This window comes from Nonomuraea sp. NPDC049480, from assembly GCF_044465905.1.
Lineage (GTDB): Bacteria > Actinomycetota > Actinomycetes > Streptosporangiales > Streptosporangiaceae > Nonomuraea.
Map to the genome: position 1 here is coordinate 58,291 of NZ_JBITMD010000011.1, position 15,446 is coordinate 73,736.

Consider the following 15,446-nt stretch of genomic DNA (forward strand, 5'->3'; position numbering starts at 1 on the left):
TCTTGTGAATTTTCGGGAGATCATGTCAACGTTCCAAATGCCCTGCGTGACCTTTCCGAGACACAGGTATGGGCTGATCACGGCCAGTGACCAGGCGGTTGCAAGTGACTTACATCACACTTCTCGGAGTGGTCTGCGCGGCGGCGTGTCGGTAGACGGCTCCGGTGGCGCCGTCGAAGTGCGGCGATGACACCGCGTCGAACGTCCCCTTGGCGTCCCTGTTCCAGGTCAGGCTGTTGACGCCGTTGAGGCTGCCGATCCTGCGGTCCTTGTCGTAGCCGATCACCCAGGGACCGCCGCTCGCGCCGGGGCTGAAGTCGCACGACTGGAGCTGTACGCCCCTCTGAAGATCGAGGCTGGGCGCCACCGTCCAGCGCGTCGGGCCCTCGCGGCACCACCGCAGCTTCGTGCCGTTGTACGGGCGGCTGCCGTCGGGCTGGGCGCCGGCCGGGTAGCCCCACGCGATCACCGTGTACGTGCCCGGCTTCTTGTTCAGCTCCAGCCCCAGGCCGCCCACGTTGTCCTGGAGCCGGCCCACGTCCTTCATGTCGTAGCCGCCGTTCTTGGGCACCCAGGTGAAGCCGCGGTGCACGGTCACGAACGCGTAGTCGTAGTCGTAGTCGCCCTTGCCCGCCCAGTCCTCGTGCATGCTGATCGACGAGCCGACGTAGATGCCCTCGGGCGTCTCGCCGTTGGCGCCCGAGTTGGGAACGAAGATCCAGAATTCGGCCGCCTTGGCCTGCCGCGGGTCGTACACGCAGTGCCCGGCCGTGGCGACCACGCTGTGGTTGCCGGCCGCGACGGCGCTGGCGGAGCACCAGAACTCCTTGTCCCCGAACCGGAAGAAGACCTTGCCCATGGTGCTGGCGGCCCGGCCCTTGCGCGGCATCGCGGGCGCGGCGGCCTGCGCGGTCGACGTGCGCTTGGCGACGGCGGCGGCTGCAGCGGGGGCGGGAGGACCGGCGGAGGCTCCGGCGGAAGAGCTCGCCGGGGCGGCGGCGGCGCCGGGCGTGGCGGGGCTGTAGCTGTCGGCCTTCTGGAGCTTGTCGGGCTTCCAGTAGTCGGCGACCCTCTTCGCGTCCGCCGCCGTCTTGGCGAGCGGGACGGGAAACACCTTGCTGGGCGCGGCGTCGGCGATCCCCGTGAAGGCAGGCAACATCAGCAGCGCGCCGCTCAGCGCGGCGGCCACCACGTGCCTTGCCCGGGAGATCATCAAAAGCCTTTCTTGGGGTCGTAAGGGTGGATTTTTCCAGATACATACAGGGTATTGCAGCTCGGATAGAGATTCGTTACCTGATCTAGGGTCCTAGGGTCTACAGGGAACTATAAGGACATCGTCAGGAGACCACTCCCGGTACGCCCAAATGATCATTAGTGAAGATCTGTCGCCGCAGGTCAGGCAGGGTGTGCGCCTTGGGTGAATTGTGCGCGTCTTTCGACCGTTCCATGGCGATCGGGGAAGGCCCCGGATCCCATGCGGGATCCGGGGCCAGGGTGCCAACTCGTCACGGCATGTTGCCGGTCCACCGGTTGGCGGCGGCCTTGTAGACCTTGTAGGTGTCGGTGTTGAAGTACGGCGACGAGATGTGGTCGTAGCGGTCGTTGCCGTCGGTGTCCCACGCGACGCTGTTGACGCCGACCAGGTAGCCGGTGCGCGACGCGCTCTTGTAGTTGTAGAGGAACGGCCCGCCGCTGGCGCCGGCGGTGAAGGAGCACTTGAACCCGATGTGCTCCTGCAGGTTGTACTTCCTGGCCTCGGGCATCGGCTTGGTCTTGCCGTAGCAGAACTTCATCGTGCGGCCCGTGTACGGCCGGTCGCCGTCGGGGTGCTCGCCCGCCGGGTAGCCGAACGAGAACACGTTCAGCTTCGTGCTCCGGTTCCAGGTGAAGCCCTGGCCGCCGACGTTGTCACCGAGCCGGCCGACGTTCTTGACGGTCCACTTCCACCGGCCGTCGACCTTCTCCCAGCCGACCTTGATGCCGTTGTAGACGTTGACGAACGCGTAGTCGAAGTCGTAGTCCTCCTTCACGACGAAGTCGTCGTGCGCGTTGAAGGTCTTGGCGGCGTAAATGCCGTAGGGAGCCTTGCCGTTCCAGACCTTGTCGCCGTCCCAGTACGACGGGATGAAGATCCAGTTGTCGTAGAAGGTGTTCTTCTTGGTGTCGTACACGCAGTGGGCGGAGGTCGCCACGAGGTTGCGGTACTTGCTCTGCACGGAGCTGGCCGAGCAGTAGCGCCAGTTCTTCGGGTTGCGCGGGTCGGCCTTCGGCAGCGTGAAGAAGACGCGGCCGACGGTGTTCGGCAGGTTGACGTGCTTGCTCTTCTTGGTCTTCGTCTTCTCCGCGCCGATCGGCGGCACGGATCCGGGGGGACCGTCGGGGGTGTCGTTGCTGCCCTTGACGCCCTTGGTGGACAGCTCCAAGCCGTCGTTGTGGTCGGTCGCCAGCTTGATGCGGTCCGGCGTCCAGAACTGGATCGCCTGCTCCGCGGGGGTGGTGGCGTTCTTGGAGACGACGTCGGAGGGTGCCGTCGCGCTCGCCGAGGCGCCGCTGATCGTACCCGCGGCCAGCCCGATGGCCACCAGGCCGGCGAGCGGGATCGCGATGCGCCTTGCTCGGGAAAACATGGAGCTCCTCTCAGTTCTCGGCGGCCCAGAGCGGGGTACTGCGCCCCGGTGGGCCAGGAAAACGATCGGAACGTTAATGAACGCCGCAACGGGGCGGCCAGGAAACGACGTGAAAAAGCATGGCTCGGTTCCGTTCCGTTATGGAAATAGCAAAATCGCATGTATGACGAGAAAGCATTTCCGCAGGTCGGACCGGATGTGAAATTGCTTCTCGTAACAGCGGTAACGGTGATTATCAAAAGCCACTTCTTACCAACCGAATGATGTTCTGGTTGAATGGGCTCATGGATCCGCGCACCCCCTGTCTCATCGGTATCGCGCAACGCACCATTCGCGAGCAGCCCGGCCCTGAACCGCTCGATCTGTGGGAGGAGGTCGCGCGCGAGGCCGCCGCCGACGCCCGGCTCCCCGTCGAGCGGCTCGACTCGATCCAGATCGTCTACACCGACTCCTGGCAGTACGACTCCCCGGTCGGCCGCCTCGCCGAGCGCCTCGGCGCGACGCCGCGCCACCGGGTCTACTCCAAGGTCGGCGGTACGGCCCCGCAGCTGCTCATCGGCGCGGCGGCGGCCGGGATCGCCGCCGGGGAATTCGATTCCGCGCTCGTCGCGGGGGCCGAGGCGCTGGCGACGCGGCGGGCGTACCGGCTGGCGGGCGAGCATGTGCGGTGGAGCCACCCCGCCGACCCCAAGCCCCCGTACGGCTGGGAGCGCCCGCCCCACCCCGCCGAGTTGGCGCACGGGCTGTTCCTTCCCGTGCACACGTACGCGATCATGGAGACCGCGCGGCGGGCGGCGCTCGGGATCTCCGTCGAGGAGGAGATGCGCGACCGGGGGCGGATGATGGCGCCGATGACCGAGGTGGCCGCCGCCAACCCGCACGCGTGGCGCAGGATCGTGCGGACCCCCGACGAGCTCGTGGCGGGAAGTCGATTCGTCGGCTGGCCCTACACCAGGAACACGGTGGCCGTACTGGAGGTGGACCAGGCGGCGGCCGTCGTCCTGGCCAGCTCACGGCTGGCGGACCGGCTCGGCGTGCCCTCGGAGGGGCGGGTGTACCTGCGGGGGTGGGCGTACGGGGAGGACACCTGGGAGGTGGCCGCCCGGCCCGCGCTCGGCGCCTCGCAGGCCATCCCGCGCGTCGCGGAGGCCGCCTTCGAGCGGGCCGGGCTGGGGCTCGGCGACATGGACGCGATCGACCTCTACAGCTGCTTCGCGATCGCGCTGCGGCAGGCGTGCGACGCGATCGGGCTCGATCCGCTGGACCGGCGCGGGTTGACGGTGACCGGCGGGCTGCCGTACGCGGGCGGGCCGGCCAGCGACTACGTCCTGCACTCGACCGCCACCATGGCGGGGCTGCTGCGGGCGCAGTCGGGGCACGGGCTGGTGACCGGGGTGGGGATGCATCTGACCAAGCACGCGTACGCGGTGTGGTCGAGTGAGCCGGGCGGGCGGCTGGGGGGTGCGGCGCCGGTGTTCGTTGCCAAAGGGGCGCCGATCGTGGACGCCTGCGAGGGGGTGGCGGTGGTCGCGGGATACACGGTGGCGCACGGGCGGGACGGGGAGGCCGAGAGAGGGATTCTCGTGGTGGAGCCGGCTGGGGGAGGGCGGGCGCATGCGGTGGTGGAGGACGGCGGGCTGCTGGCGGACGCCGAGGCGCGGGAGCTTGTGGGGGAGTCGGTGCGGCTGAGATCGGATGGGAAGGTCAATGTGGCGGAGTGGTGACGTAAAGTAGCCGCAATTCGCGTGACCGTTCGACTACGCTCCGGTGTTGACATTTTTATGTCACGCGCGGACGCTGGAGTCATGCGGAGGACAACGGTGCGCATCGACGAGACGCTCCTCAACGAGGCGAAGGCGTATGCGGCGCGAAACGGACGCAGTCTCAACTCAGTGATGGAGGACGCCTTGCGGCAACTCATCCACCGCTCCGCCGACGTGGCGGAGCGACCCCCGATCAAACTGCCGATCTCCGGGACCGCCCAGGGGCCGAAGCTGTCCTGGGAGGAGATCAAGGAGCTCATCGACCAAGAGGACGTCGAGCGTGCTTTGGGGGCCGGCCATGCGGATGCTTGACACCAACGTCCTCTTCAACGCCCATCGGCGGGACATGGAGCATCACGAGCAGTGCCATGCCGTGCTCATGGAGCTCCTGCGCGGCGACGAGGCCTATGCCGTCAGCGACTTCGTGCTCAACGGCTTCATCCGCGTGGCCACCAATCCCCGCATTCCCGGCGCCACCTCATTCGACACCGCGCGGGAGTTCTCCGACACCGTCCGGCACCAACCGCATGCGGTGGTGGTGCACGCCGGGCCGCGGCACTGGGAGATCTTCGTCAAGCTGTGTCTCAAGGCCGGCGCGCGAGGCAAGCTCGTCCCCGACGCCTACCTCGCCGCACTCGCCATCGAGCATGGTTGTGATTTCGTGACCTGCGACAGGGATTTCGCTCGGTTCGAGGGCTTGCGCTGGCGGTCACCGCTCAACTGAACTTGACGGTGAGGGCGCAAGCCGCACTACTCGGCAAGGAACGTCGGTGGCTGACCGGTTCGACGTCATCGAGGTGGGGCAGAGCGGTCGCCGCCGGTGGGTCGGGCTGGTGGTGGTCGTGGCGGTTGTGCTGGTCCCCGTCGTCGGGCTGATCGCCAGCAGGCAGCCCGAGCCGCGGCCGCCGGAGCGGACTCCCGAGCCGATCAGTTCGCTGACCAGGATCGAGAGCCCGCCGAACATCCTGCACGCGCCGTCCAGGACCAAGGGCGGCGACGAGGTCATCGAGGTGGTGTTCCCGCACGGGGTCCGGGCCGAGGTGCGTTATCCGGCCGAGCTCGACCTGGCCGGGATGGGGTCGCGGCCGTTCCAGGGGGTGTGGATCGATGGGGTCCACCGGCAGCTCGTGGCGCCGTACGGCGGCGAGATCGAGGTCACCCGCGGTGGGCAGCCGATCAGGAGCTACGCGCCCCACGTCACGCTCTGGCCGCGTCAGGCGGGCAGCGGGTCCTACGGGCAGGTGCTGCTGTTCGCGTTCGGGAAATGGCGGCTGGCGATGTACGACCGGGGCCAGGGGCTGACGTTCGACCAGCGGCTGGCCGTCGCGCGGCGGCTCAAGGGGAAGGCGACCCAGGACGGTTACCTGGTGTTGTCGGGCGGCGGGACGGTGCGGCTGGCCGAGCCGGGCGAGACCGCGCAGGGGGATCCGGTCGGGCCGCAGCTGTGGTTCGGTGGCAGCGCGCGGGAGATGGTGGTTCTTGTGCCCACCCCCGGCTGTGAGAACAAGGCCGGGATGCCGTTCGTGATCGACGGGCGCGGGCGGCCCGCCGAGTCGGTGTGCCGCGGCGACGTGCAGGTTGCCGTTACGGGGCCGTCGGCGTTCAGGAAGGCGGCGATCGAGGGGGTCCGGGTCACGCTGAAGGATTGACCCCGGCCGATGGGAAACCTGCTCGTCGGACTGCTGCCCGGCTGTCGCGCCTGGTCGAGACCGTAGCGGCAGTCCACCTAGCTGATTTCTCATCGGTAGTAAGGTGCGGCCATGTTCGCCGTAACCGCCACACAGACCGACCCCGACAACCCGCTCGCCGGGCTGACGCTCGGGGAGCACCCCGAGCCGAAGGCGCCGGACGGATGGACGACCGTCTCCGTGCGGGCGGCCGCGCTCAACCACCACGACCTATGGACGCTCAAAGGCGTCGGCATCAGGCAGGACCGGCTGCCGATCGTGCTCGGCTGCGACGCCGCAGGCGTGGACGAGGACGGCAACGAGGTCATCGTGCACGCCGTGATCGGAACGGGCGCGGACGAGACGCTCGATCCCAAGCGCTCGCTGCTGTCGGAGATACACGACGGCACGTTCGCCGAGCGGGTGGCCGTACCACGCCGCAACCTCGTGCCCAAGCCGGCCGCGCTCAGCTTCGAGCACGCCGCCTGCCTGCCGACGGCGTGGCTGACCGCGTACCGCATGCTCTTCGACAAGGCCGGGCTCGAGCCCGGCTCGACCGTGCTGGTGCAGGGCGCCGGTGGGGGCGTGGCCACCGCGCTGATCGCGCTCGGCCGGGCAGGCGGCTATCGGGTCTGGGCGACCAGCCGCTCGGAGGCCAAGCGCGAACGTGCCCTCCGGCTCGGCGCCGACCAGGTCTTCGAGTCCGGCGCGCGGCTGCCCGAGCGGGTGGACGCCGTCATGGAGACCGTCGGCCAGGCCACCTGGGACCACTCGCTCAAGTCGCTCAAGCCCGGCGGCCGCGTCGTCGTCAGCGGGGCCACCAGCGGCGCGGTGCCGCCCGCGGACCTCAACAGGGTTTTCTTCCTGCAGTTGTCCGTGGTCGGCTCCACGATGGGGACGCGGGACCAGCTTCAGCGGCTGGCCATGTTCATGGAGCAGACCGGAGTGCGGCCGGAGATCGACAGGTCGCTGCCGCTGGCGGAGGCGCGGGAGGGGTTCGCCGCCATGGCGGAAGGCGAGATCTTCGGAAAAATCGTGTTTACCGCATGAATAAGTGAAGGATTACTTCTGTGACTCCCGGGTGATACAAGGAGAGTGAGGTTGTATCAACCGGGAGGCCGCAATCATGGACGTTGAGCCCTTCGGCCCGGGTTCGATGCACTGGGACACCGCGGGCGAATATCGCAATCTGCTGGTGGCCGGCAGCGCGCTGGTCCTGCAGACCATGCACCCGGCGGTCGGCGCGGCCGTCGCCGAGCACTCGGCGTACAAGGACGACCCGTGGGGGCGGCTCAACCGCACGCTCGCGTCCGTGCAGAAGTGGGTGTACGCCGACGGGGCGGCCGAGGGCGAACGGCTCCGGCGCGTCCACCAGCCGATCAGCGGCGTGGACGAGCACGGCAGGGCCTACCACGCGCTGAACGGCGAGGCGTGGGCGTGGGTGCACCTGACGCTGTTCGAGCGTTTCGTCGCGCTCAACCGCTATTTCGGCACGCCGCTCACCGTCGAGCAGGCGCGGCGGCTGTACGCCGAGTCGCGGCAGCTCGGCGCCATCCTCAAGGTGCCCGAGCGGGAGATGCCGGACGACCTGGAAGGGTTCAGGCGGTACTTCGACGACATGGTGGCCAACCGGCTGGAGGCCCATCCGACCGCGCTGGAGGTGCTGTCCGTCCTGCGCGGGACACCGGCGCCGCCGGGGCTGCCCAGGCCGCTGCGCCGGTTGTGGACGCCGGTGGGGGTGGGGTCGGGGGAGTTCAACCACTTCGTGACCGTCGGCACCCTGCCGCCTGCCGTACGCGCGAAGCTGGGGTTGCGGTGGACGGCCAGGGAGGAGCGGCGGTTGCGGCATCTCGGGCATGCGGTGGCGGTGCTGACGCCGCGGCTGCCGGAACGGCTGCGTTACATGCCCGTCGCCTACCACGCTCGCAAGGCCGCCCGCACTTCCCGCCGCCTGGAGCGCCAGCTCCGTTCGGCCTAGCCCGCCGCGCCTCTCCTCGCACGTGTCGTTCCGGCTGGGAGGCGCGGCGGTGTTGATCGGCCCGGGGCTCGTGGGTCGATCGCCACTGCGGTCGGACGGCGGCGGGGCGGGTCAGGGCTCGAGGATGTCGCGGATACGGCGGCTCGCGTCGGTCAGGGTCGTACGCAGCTCCGCCAGTTTCTCCGGCGTCAGCCGGGCCTCCGACGCCTCCTGCCGGGCCTGGGCGACGAAGTCGGCCAGCAGCTCGCCCAGCTCGGCGTCGAGCTCGGCGCGGCTGGGCGGCGCACCGCCCAGCGTGGCCCAGATCTCCGTCCAGATCCTGCGCCACTCGCCGGCCAGCCGCTCACCTTGGTCCTGCCACTGGTTGGCGTGCTCCATCCACTGCCGCTTCTGCTGCTCGCGCAGCCGCCTCAAGTCCTCCTTCTGGCGCTGCTTGAGCCGCCTGGGGTCTTCGCGGGCGTCGGTGCGCACGTCCTTGGCCATCCGCGTGAGCTCGTCGCGCAGGGACTTGACCGTGTCGCGGACGTCCTCCTTGACCTCGCGGGCGATGTCGCGTACGGAGGCGGAGATCTCCTGCTCCAGGTCGTCGAGCTCGTCGAGGCGGGCATTGAGCTCGTCGCGCCCCTTGTCGGTGATCGAGAACACCTTCTTGCCCTCGACCACCTCGTGCGTCACCAGGCCCTCCTCCTCCAGGCGGGCCAGACGCGGATAGATCGTGCCGGGCGAGGGCGAGTAGACACCCAGGAAGCGGTCCTGGAGCAGCCGGATGACCTCGTAGCCGTGGCGCGGGCTCTCTTCCAGCAACTTGAGCAGGTACAGCCGGAGCCGGCCGTGACCGAATACAGGGCTCATTCCTTCTCCCCCTTGAGCAGCGCGACCTCGCCGGAGACCGTGATCGCCGACAGGGAGGCCATGCCGCCGCCCAGCCGCCCCGACATTGACTTCGTGCCCGGGCCACTCGTGTTGGACAGTTCGTCGAACGTGCTCATCAGCCTGCCTGAGGTGGACCTCGCGCTGACGTCCGCCTCCACGTTCTCCGGCAGTCTGACCAGGATGTCACCGGAAACGCTGTTGAGCGTCACGCGACCGGTGGGGCGCAGCGCGAGGTCGGCGGTGATCCGGCCGGAGACCGTGTTCGCCTTCAGCCGGCGCGGCGTGCCGTCGGCCACGGTCAGGTCTCCCGAGACGCTCTTGAACGCCAGGTCGCCGTCCATCGCCCGGCTCTCGACGGCGCCCGAGACGGTCGTGGCGCTGACGTCGCCGCTGACCCCGTCCAGCACGATCTCCGCCGACACGCTCCGCACCTGGGTCATCTTCTCGAACCCGGCCACCACGGCGGGCGCGGACACCACTCCGGCGTTGACGGTGCAGCCCTTGGGCACGGTGATGGTCAGGACCGTCCTGCGCCGGTCGCGCCGCAGCCAGCCGAGCAGGCCGTCCCAGGTAAGGTCCTTGTACGTGATCGAGAGCTCTCTGGCGTCCTCGTCATAGGCGACCATCAGCGGCGAGACCGACTCGATCTCGGCCACCTCCAGTGTGGGCGGACCCTCGCTGGCGAGCACGGCCAGCCGCCCGGCGACGATCCGCACGTCGAGTGCCTCCACTGGACCGAACGTCAGCTGTTCCGGCGCCTCGATCGTCCACTGCTGCATGATCCCCGCCCTCCCGGTGTGACACCTCTCTACACCAGACACGATATGTCGCGTTTGGTGAAAACTCAAGATGTATCGCGTTGGTGAGCGGCGGGCTCCGGCCAGGTCAGTCGTCGTCCTCGTCGTCGAGGCGCGCCAGCCACGTGGCCAGCCGCTCGATCGGGGTCTCGAACTCGGGGTTGAGGTCCACGAACTCGCGCAGCCGCTCACCCAGCCACAGCAGGCTGACCTCCTCCTCGCCCCGCCGTTCGACCAGCTCCTCGATCCCCCGATCGGTGAAGTACATCGTTCTCCATTCAGTCACTACGCAGCCGTGATGCGAGGTCGCCGACCGGAACCCAGACATCGGCGCGCCCTCGTCTGACTTTAGCGAGCAGACCGCGATGCTCCAGCTCACGGAGGCCGGTCCGCATGTGCGCAGCACCTCGCCGCCGGGGTCGCGGCTTCTGAGGCTGACGCACCACCCCACTACCAAAATTGGCAGTTGTCAGCCGCTGACCAGCGGCTGACAACTGCCAATTGAGCAGTTACGCCCGAATCTTTAGCCGTACACCTGGTGGAAGATCTCCTCCAGTTCGGTGTCGTGGCCGTGGTGGGAGCCCGTCGCCGGTGAGCTGTTGGGCGTGCGCGACACCCGGCGCAGCGGCCGGCCGCCCAGCGTCTGCGGGTCCTCGGCCAGCTTCAGCGTCAGGTAAGGCCACGGCCCCATGTTGACCGGCTCGTCCTGAGCCCACACCAGCTCCGCCTGCCCGGAGTAGCGGCCCAGCTCGGCCGCCAGCTCCTCGGCCGGGAACGGGTAGAGCCGCTCCAGGCGGACCAGGGCGACGTCGCCGCGGCCCAGCTTGTCCCGCTGCGCGGCCAGCTCGTAGTAGAGCTTGCCGGAGCAGAGGACGACCTTGGTCACCTTGGCCGGGTCGACGGTCGTGTCGCTGAGGACAGGCTGGAAGGTGCCCGAGGTGAAGTCGGACGCCTTGGAGGTCGCCGCCTTGTGGCGCAGCAGCCACTTCGGCGTGAAGACCACCAGCGGCCGGTGCCGCTGCGACTCCACCTGCCAGCGCAGCAGGTGGAAGTAGTTGGCAGGCGTGGTGGGCTGCGCGACCGTCATGTTGTCGAGCGCGCAGACCTGCAGGAACCGCTCGATGCGAGCCGAGGAGTGGTCCGGGCCCTGGCCCTCGTAGCCGTGCGGCAGCAGCAGCACGACCGAGGACTTCTGACCCCACTTCTGCTCGCCCGACGAGATGAACTCGTCGATGATCGTCTGGGCGCCGTTGACGAAGTCGCCGAACTGCGCCTCCCAGGCGACCAGGGCGTCCGGGCGGACCACGCTGTAGCCGTACTCGAAGCCGAGCGCCGCGAACTCGCTGAGCAGCGAGTCGTAGACGTAGAACTTCGTGGTGCCCTGGTTGAACGCCTTGAGCGGCGTGTGGTCGGCACCGGTCATCCGGTCCACCAGGACGGCATGGCGCTGGGTGAACGTGCCGCGCCGCGAGTCCTGGCCGACCAGGCGCACCGGGTGACCGTCGATCAGCAGAGAACCGAACGCCAGCGTCTCGCCCATCGCCCAGTCGATCGCGTCGGTCTCGACCATCTGCCCGCGACGCTGCAGCACCGGCGCCAGGCGCGGGTGCGGCGTGAAGCCCTCGGGCAGGTTGAGCTGGGTGTCGACGATGCGCTTGAGCGTCTCGTCGCTGATCGCGGTCGGCGTGTCGTCGTGCGACCACTTGACGACCTCGGTCGGCGGCACCCGCATCGCGGCCGCCTCCTGAGGCTTCTTCGCCGCCTCGCGGACCTCGGTGAACGCCTGCTCCAGCTTGGCCTGGTAGTCGCGCAGCGCGGACTCGGCCTCCTCGACCGTGATGTCGCCCCGGCCGATCAGCGCCTCGGTGTAGAGCTTGCGGGTCGAGCGCTTGGCGTCGATCAGGTCGTACATCAGCGGCTGGGTGAAGGCCGGGTTGTCGCCCTCGTTGTGGCCGCGGCGGCGGTAGCAGATGAGGTCGATGACGACGTCCTTGCGGAACGCCTGGCGGTACTCGTAGGCCAGCTGGCCCACACGCACCACGGCCTCGGGGTCGTCGCCGTTGACGTGGAAGATCGGGGCCTGGATCATCCGGGCCACGTCGGTGGCGTACACCGACGACCTGGACGAGGCGGGCGAGGTCGTGAAGCCGACCTGGTTGTTGACCACCACGTGCACGGTGCCGCCGGTGCGGTAGCCGCGCAGCTGCGACAGGTTGAGCGTCTCGGCCACCACGCCCTGGCCGGCGAAGGCCGCGTCGCCGTGGACGAGGACGGGCAGGACCGTGAAGCCCTCCTCGCCGCGCTCCAGGAGGTCCTGCTTGGCGCGGACCACGCCCTCCAGCACCGGGTCGACCGCCTCCAGGTGGGAGGGGTTGGCGACCACGGACGCGGTGATCGTGTTGCCGCTCGGCGAGGTGAACTCGCCGGTCGCGCCGAGGTGGTATTTCACGTCACCGGAGCCGTGCGCGGTGCGCGGGTCGATGTTGCCCTCGAACTCGCCGAAGATCTGGGCGTAGGACTTGCCCACGATGTTGGCCAGCACGTTGAGGCGGCCGCGGTGGGCCATGCCGATGACGACCTCGTCGAGGCCCTCGTCGGCGGCGTCACTGAGCACCGAGTCGAGCAGCGGGATCAGGGACTCGCCGCCCTCCAGCGAGAAGCGCTTCTGGCCGACGAACTTCGTCTGCAGGAACGTCTCGAACGCCTCGGCGGTGTTGAGCCGCGACAGGATGTTGAGCTGGTCATCGCGTTCGGGCGACTTGTAGCCCTTCTCCACCCGCGCCTGGATCCAGGCCCGCTCCTCGGGGTTCTGGATGTGCATGTACTCGATGCCGATCGTGCGGCAGTAGGAGTCACGCAGCACTCCCAGGATGTCGCGCAGCTTCATCAGCGGCTTGCCGCCGAAGCCGCCGGTGGCGAACTCGCGCTCCAGGTCCCACAGCGTCAGCCCGTGCGACTGGATGTCGAGGTCGGGATGCTTGCGCTGTTTGTACTCAAGCGGGTCGTTCTCCGCCATCAGGTGGCCGCGCACGCGGTAGGCGTGGATCAGCTCGATCACGCGGGCGGACTTGGCCACGTCGTCGTCGTGGGTCGCCGAGATGTCCTGGACCCAGCGGACCGGCTCGTACGGGATCCGCAGCGCCTCGAAGATCTCGTCGTAGAAGCCGTCCTCGCCGAGCAGCAGCCGGTGGATCGTGCGCAGGAAGTCGCCCGACTGGGCGCCCTGGATGATCCGGTGGTCGTAGGTGCTGGTCAGCGTCATGACCTTCGAGACGGCCAGCCGCGACAGGGTGTCGGGGGAGGCGCCCTGGTATTCGGCCGGGTATTCCATCGCGCCGACGCCGATGATCGTGCCCTGACCGGGCATCAGGCGCGGCACGGAATGCACCGTGCCAATGGTGCCCGGGTTGGTCAGGGAGATCGTGGTGCCGGCGAAGTCGTCGACGCCCAGCTTGCCCGCGCGGGCCTTTCGGACGATGTCCTCGTACGCCATCCAGAACTGCCGGAAGTCCATCTCCTCCGCGCCCTTGATGGAGGGCACGAGGAGCTGGCGCTCGCCGTTGCTCTTCTGTACGTCGATCGCCAGGCCGAAGCCGACGTGCTCAGGCTTGATCAGCGTCGGCTTGCCGTCGACCTCCGCGTAGGAGTAGTTCATCTCCGGCATGGCCTTCAACGCCTTGACGATCGCGAAGCCGATCAGGTGCGTGAAGGAGACCTTGCCGCCGCGACCCCGCTTGAGGTGATTGTTGATCACAATGCGGTTGTCGATCAGCAGCTTGGCTGGAATGGCGCGCACGCTCGTCGCCGTCGGAACCGACAGCGAGAGGTCCATGTTGGCCGCCGTGCGGGCCGCGGCGCCGCGCAGCTTGACCTCCTCGGCGCCCTTGGGCACCGGGGTGGCGGGCTGCTTCGGCTTCTCGGCCGCAGGAGGCGCCTTGGGTGGCGCCGGGGAGGGGGCGGGCGCGGTCACAGTGCCGTTCGCCGCCTCCCTGACCGGGGTTCGGCCCGGTCCGTAATCAGGGTTGTAGTCAGCGAAAAAGTTCCACCAGGCCTTGTCGACCGACTCGGGGTCCTGGAGGTACTTCTGGTACAGCTCGTCGACAAGCCACTCGTTCTGTCCAAAGCTTGCCAGCGGGTTTGTCCGCGACGACTCAGACGACACGGCGGAAATCGCCCTCTTCCGCAGATCGGCGTTGATGTTAGAGAACCTGTCCAAGGCTACTCGCCCGGACTGGCAGCGCGTGCCGAAGAGCTCGTGCCGCCTCGCCCGATCCTCTCAGGAGCGCGCAAAGAGGTCACGACCGCCCTCCCCAATCCGGATGGTGCAGCTTTTATTACTGTTTGGTATCAACACCAGGACGAGAGGTTTATTTCCCTCCTGACAGCAATCTGCTCATGATCCGCACGTCGGGGGACATCTCGGAGAGAAGGTCGGCAAGCTCCTCGCCGGCCTCCTTGAGCTCCTCCAGCGACATCGGCTCCAGTCGTTCCAGCAGGAAGATCGCGTTGGTGGTCTCCTCGGTGAGCCGGGTGCGCACCCCCTGGCGCCAGTTCCACCGGCGGCAGGTGACGCCGGCGTCGTCGCGCCAGATCACCTCGCCGGGCTCCGGCCGCCCGAGCGGCTCCTCCGACGCCTCGTCGCCGGCCGCCCTGATCAGCCGGGCCGGGCCGACGTAGTGGTCGAGGTCCTCGCCGCCGATCGGCAGGGCGTGCTTCACGCTGATGGAGTTGTACGCGTCCACGGCCTGGTTGATCTCCGGCAGGGGCATCCTGCGGGTGAGGGCGTCGACCGAGGGCCTGGTGCGCTGCGGCTTGGCCCCGAACGCCCGATAGGCGTCCTTCCACGCGTCGATCTTCGCGGTCTCCACCTCGACTTCGGAGGCCGCCGCCAGCCAGGCCCGGGACCGGTCGTCGCTGGGCCCGTTGCGCAGGCCGTGCGCGGTCATGACCAGCACCGCGAAGTCCGGACGTAGTTCGAGGACGGTGTCGTCCACCCAGATGTCATCAAGCACCCGCCCAGTTTACGAGCAGGGGATACCACCAAATTCCCTTTGCAAAATTGCCTTTGCGGTTTACGGTTGGCCTTGTGGAGGAGCAATACAAGATCAGCGACCCTCAGGTGCTCAAGGTGGTCGCCCACCCGCTGCGGGTGCGCCTGCTCGGCCTGCTGCGCACCGACGGCCCGGCCACCGCCAGCGAGCTCGGCCGCAAGGTCGGCGAGAGCTCGGGCTCGACCAGCTACCACCTGCGGGAGCTGTTCAAGTACGGCTTCATCGAGGAGGACCCCGACCGGCGCGACGGCCGCGAGCGCCGCTGGCGGCCCCGCCACCGCTACACCTCGTGGGACTCCGTCACGATGTCCACCACCGCCGAGGGCCGCGAGGCCATCAAGATCATGCACCTGCGGCAGGCCGAGATGGTCGGGCGGCTGATGGAGGGGTTCGACCCCGCCGACTGGACCGGCGACTGGGTGGACGTCTCCGGGATGAGCGACCACGTCCTCACGCTGCCCGCGGCCGCGCTGCGCGAGTTCAAGGACAAGACCGACGAGTTGCTGCGCGACCTCGCCGCCCGCTACGCCGGCGACCCCGACGCCAGGCAGGTCCGAGTCTGGCTGGGCGCCGTCCCTCGCCCCCAGGAGGAGTCATGACCGCCCGCCGCGCTGAACGGTCGCGCTCACTCGGCCCTCGCTGGTTACGCGAGCTACCGCTCTCGGGCCTGAACGTTCGCCGCTCCGCGTT

Annotated in this window: 14 protein-coding genes; 7 read left to right on the top strand and 7 right to left on the bottom strand. The window is 68.6% G+C overall.

Going from position 1 to position 15,446, the window contains the following annotated elements:
* Positions 1-109 precede the first annotated feature (109 nt).
* A complete protein-coding gene (locus tag ACIBX3_RS29810; protein WP_397122670.1) occupies positions 110-1,213 on the bottom strand; it encodes a trypsin-like serine peptidase in 1,104 nt (367 codons plus the stop codon).
* A 292-nt stretch (positions 1,214-1,505) separates the two neighbouring features.
* Positions 1,506-2,627 carry a trypsin-like serine peptidase gene (locus tag ACIBX3_RS29815; RefSeq protein WP_397122672.1) on the bottom strand — a complete coding sequence of 374 codons (1,122 nt, stop codon included), beginning with the start codon at positions 2,625-2,627 and terminating at the stop codon, positions 1,506-1,508.
* Between the two features lie 284 nt (positions 2,628-2,911).
* On the opposite strand from ACIBX3_RS29815, the gene ACIBX3_RS29820 reads away from it, so the two are divergent.
* From ACIBX3_RS29820 to ACIBX3_RS29845, 6 genes are all read left to right on the top strand, one after another.
* Positions 2,912-4,351, top strand: coding sequence for an acetyl-CoA synthetase (locus ACIBX3_RS29820; protein WP_397122674.1), 1,440 nt, complete (start codon positions 2,912-2,914; stop codon positions 4,349-4,351).
* A gap of 96 nt (positions 4,352-4,447) precedes the next feature.
* Positions 4,448-4,702: a hypothetical protein gene (locus ACIBX3_RS29825; RefSeq protein WP_397122676.1), complete on the top strand. Its 255-nt coding sequence runs from the start codon at positions 4,448-4,450 to the stop codon at positions 4,700-4,702.
* On the top strand, positions 4,689-5,114 hold the full coding sequence (locus ACIBX3_RS29830; protein WP_397122678.1) for a type II toxin-antitoxin system VapC family toxin: 426 nt from the start codon (positions 4,689-4,691) through the stop codon (positions 5,112-5,114). Before ACIBX3_RS29825 ends, ACIBX3_RS29830 begins: the two co-directional genes overlap by 14 nt.
* Before the next feature lie 46 nt (positions 5,115-5,160).
* Positions 5,161-6,039: a hypothetical protein gene (locus ACIBX3_RS29835; RefSeq protein ID WP_397122680.1), complete on the top strand. Its 879-nt coding sequence runs from the start codon at positions 5,161-5,163 to the stop codon at positions 6,037-6,039.
* Positions 6,040-6,150: 111 nt separating this feature from the next.
* Positions 6,151-7,107, top strand: coding sequence for a zinc-binding dehydrogenase (locus tag ACIBX3_RS29840; RefSeq protein ID WP_397122682.1), 957 nt, complete (start codon positions 6,151-6,153; stop codon positions 7,105-7,107).
* Between the two features lie 76 nt (positions 7,108-7,183).
* Positions 7,184-8,035, top strand: coding sequence for an oxygenase MpaB family protein (locus tag ACIBX3_RS29845; RefSeq protein WP_397122683.1), 852 nt, complete (start codon positions 7,184-7,186; stop codon positions 8,033-8,035).
* Positions 8,036-8,146: 111 nt separating this feature from the next.
* On the opposite strand, the gene ACIBX3_RS29850 is transcribed toward ACIBX3_RS29845, so the two are convergent.
* The 5 genes from ACIBX3_RS29850 to ACIBX3_RS29870 all read right to left on the bottom strand — a co-directional run bounded on the left by ACIBX3_RS29850 (position 8,147) and on the right by ACIBX3_RS29870 (position 14,717).
* A complete protein-coding gene (locus ACIBX3_RS29850; protein WP_397122685.1) occupies positions 8,147-8,887 on the bottom strand; it encodes a helix-turn-helix transcriptional regulator in 741 nt (246 codons plus the stop codon).
* Entirely contained in the window at positions 8,884-9,687 is an 804-nt protein-coding gene (locus tag ACIBX3_RS29855) for a DUF4097 family beta strand repeat-containing protein (RefSeq protein WP_397122687.1), read from the bottom strand. Before ACIBX3_RS29855 ends, ACIBX3_RS29850 begins: the two co-directional genes overlap by 4 nt.
* 106 nt (positions 9,688-9,793) lie before the next feature.
* Complete coding sequence (locus ACIBX3_RS29860) at positions 9,794-9,973, bottom strand: DUF6104 family protein (RefSeq protein WP_357848834.1); 180 nt, start codon at positions 9,971-9,973, stop codon at positions 9,794-9,796.
* Between the two features lie 255 nt (positions 9,974-10,228).
* Entirely contained in the window at positions 10,229-13,867 is a 3,639-nt protein-coding gene (locus ACIBX3_RS29865) for a multifunctional oxoglutarate decarboxylase/oxoglutarate dehydrogenase thiamine pyrophosphate-binding subunit/dihydrolipoyllysine-residue succinyltransferase subunit (RefSeq protein WP_397122689.1), read from the bottom strand.
* A 205-nt stretch (positions 13,868-14,072) separates the two neighbouring features.
* Positions 14,073-14,717 (bottom strand): B3/4 domain-containing protein, encoded by a 645-nt coding sequence (locus ACIBX3_RS29870; protein WP_397122691.1) that lies wholly within the window; start codon positions 14,715-14,717, stop codon positions 14,073-14,075.
* A gap of 74 nt (positions 14,718-14,791) precedes the next feature.
* Between ACIBX3_RS29870 and ACIBX3_RS29875 the strand changes: the two genes are divergently transcribed.
* Positions 14,792-15,355, top strand: coding sequence for a helix-turn-helix domain-containing protein (locus ACIBX3_RS29875; RefSeq protein WP_397122693.1), 564 nt, complete (start codon positions 14,792-14,794; stop codon positions 15,353-15,355).
* Positions 15,356-15,446 lie beyond the last annotated feature (91 nt).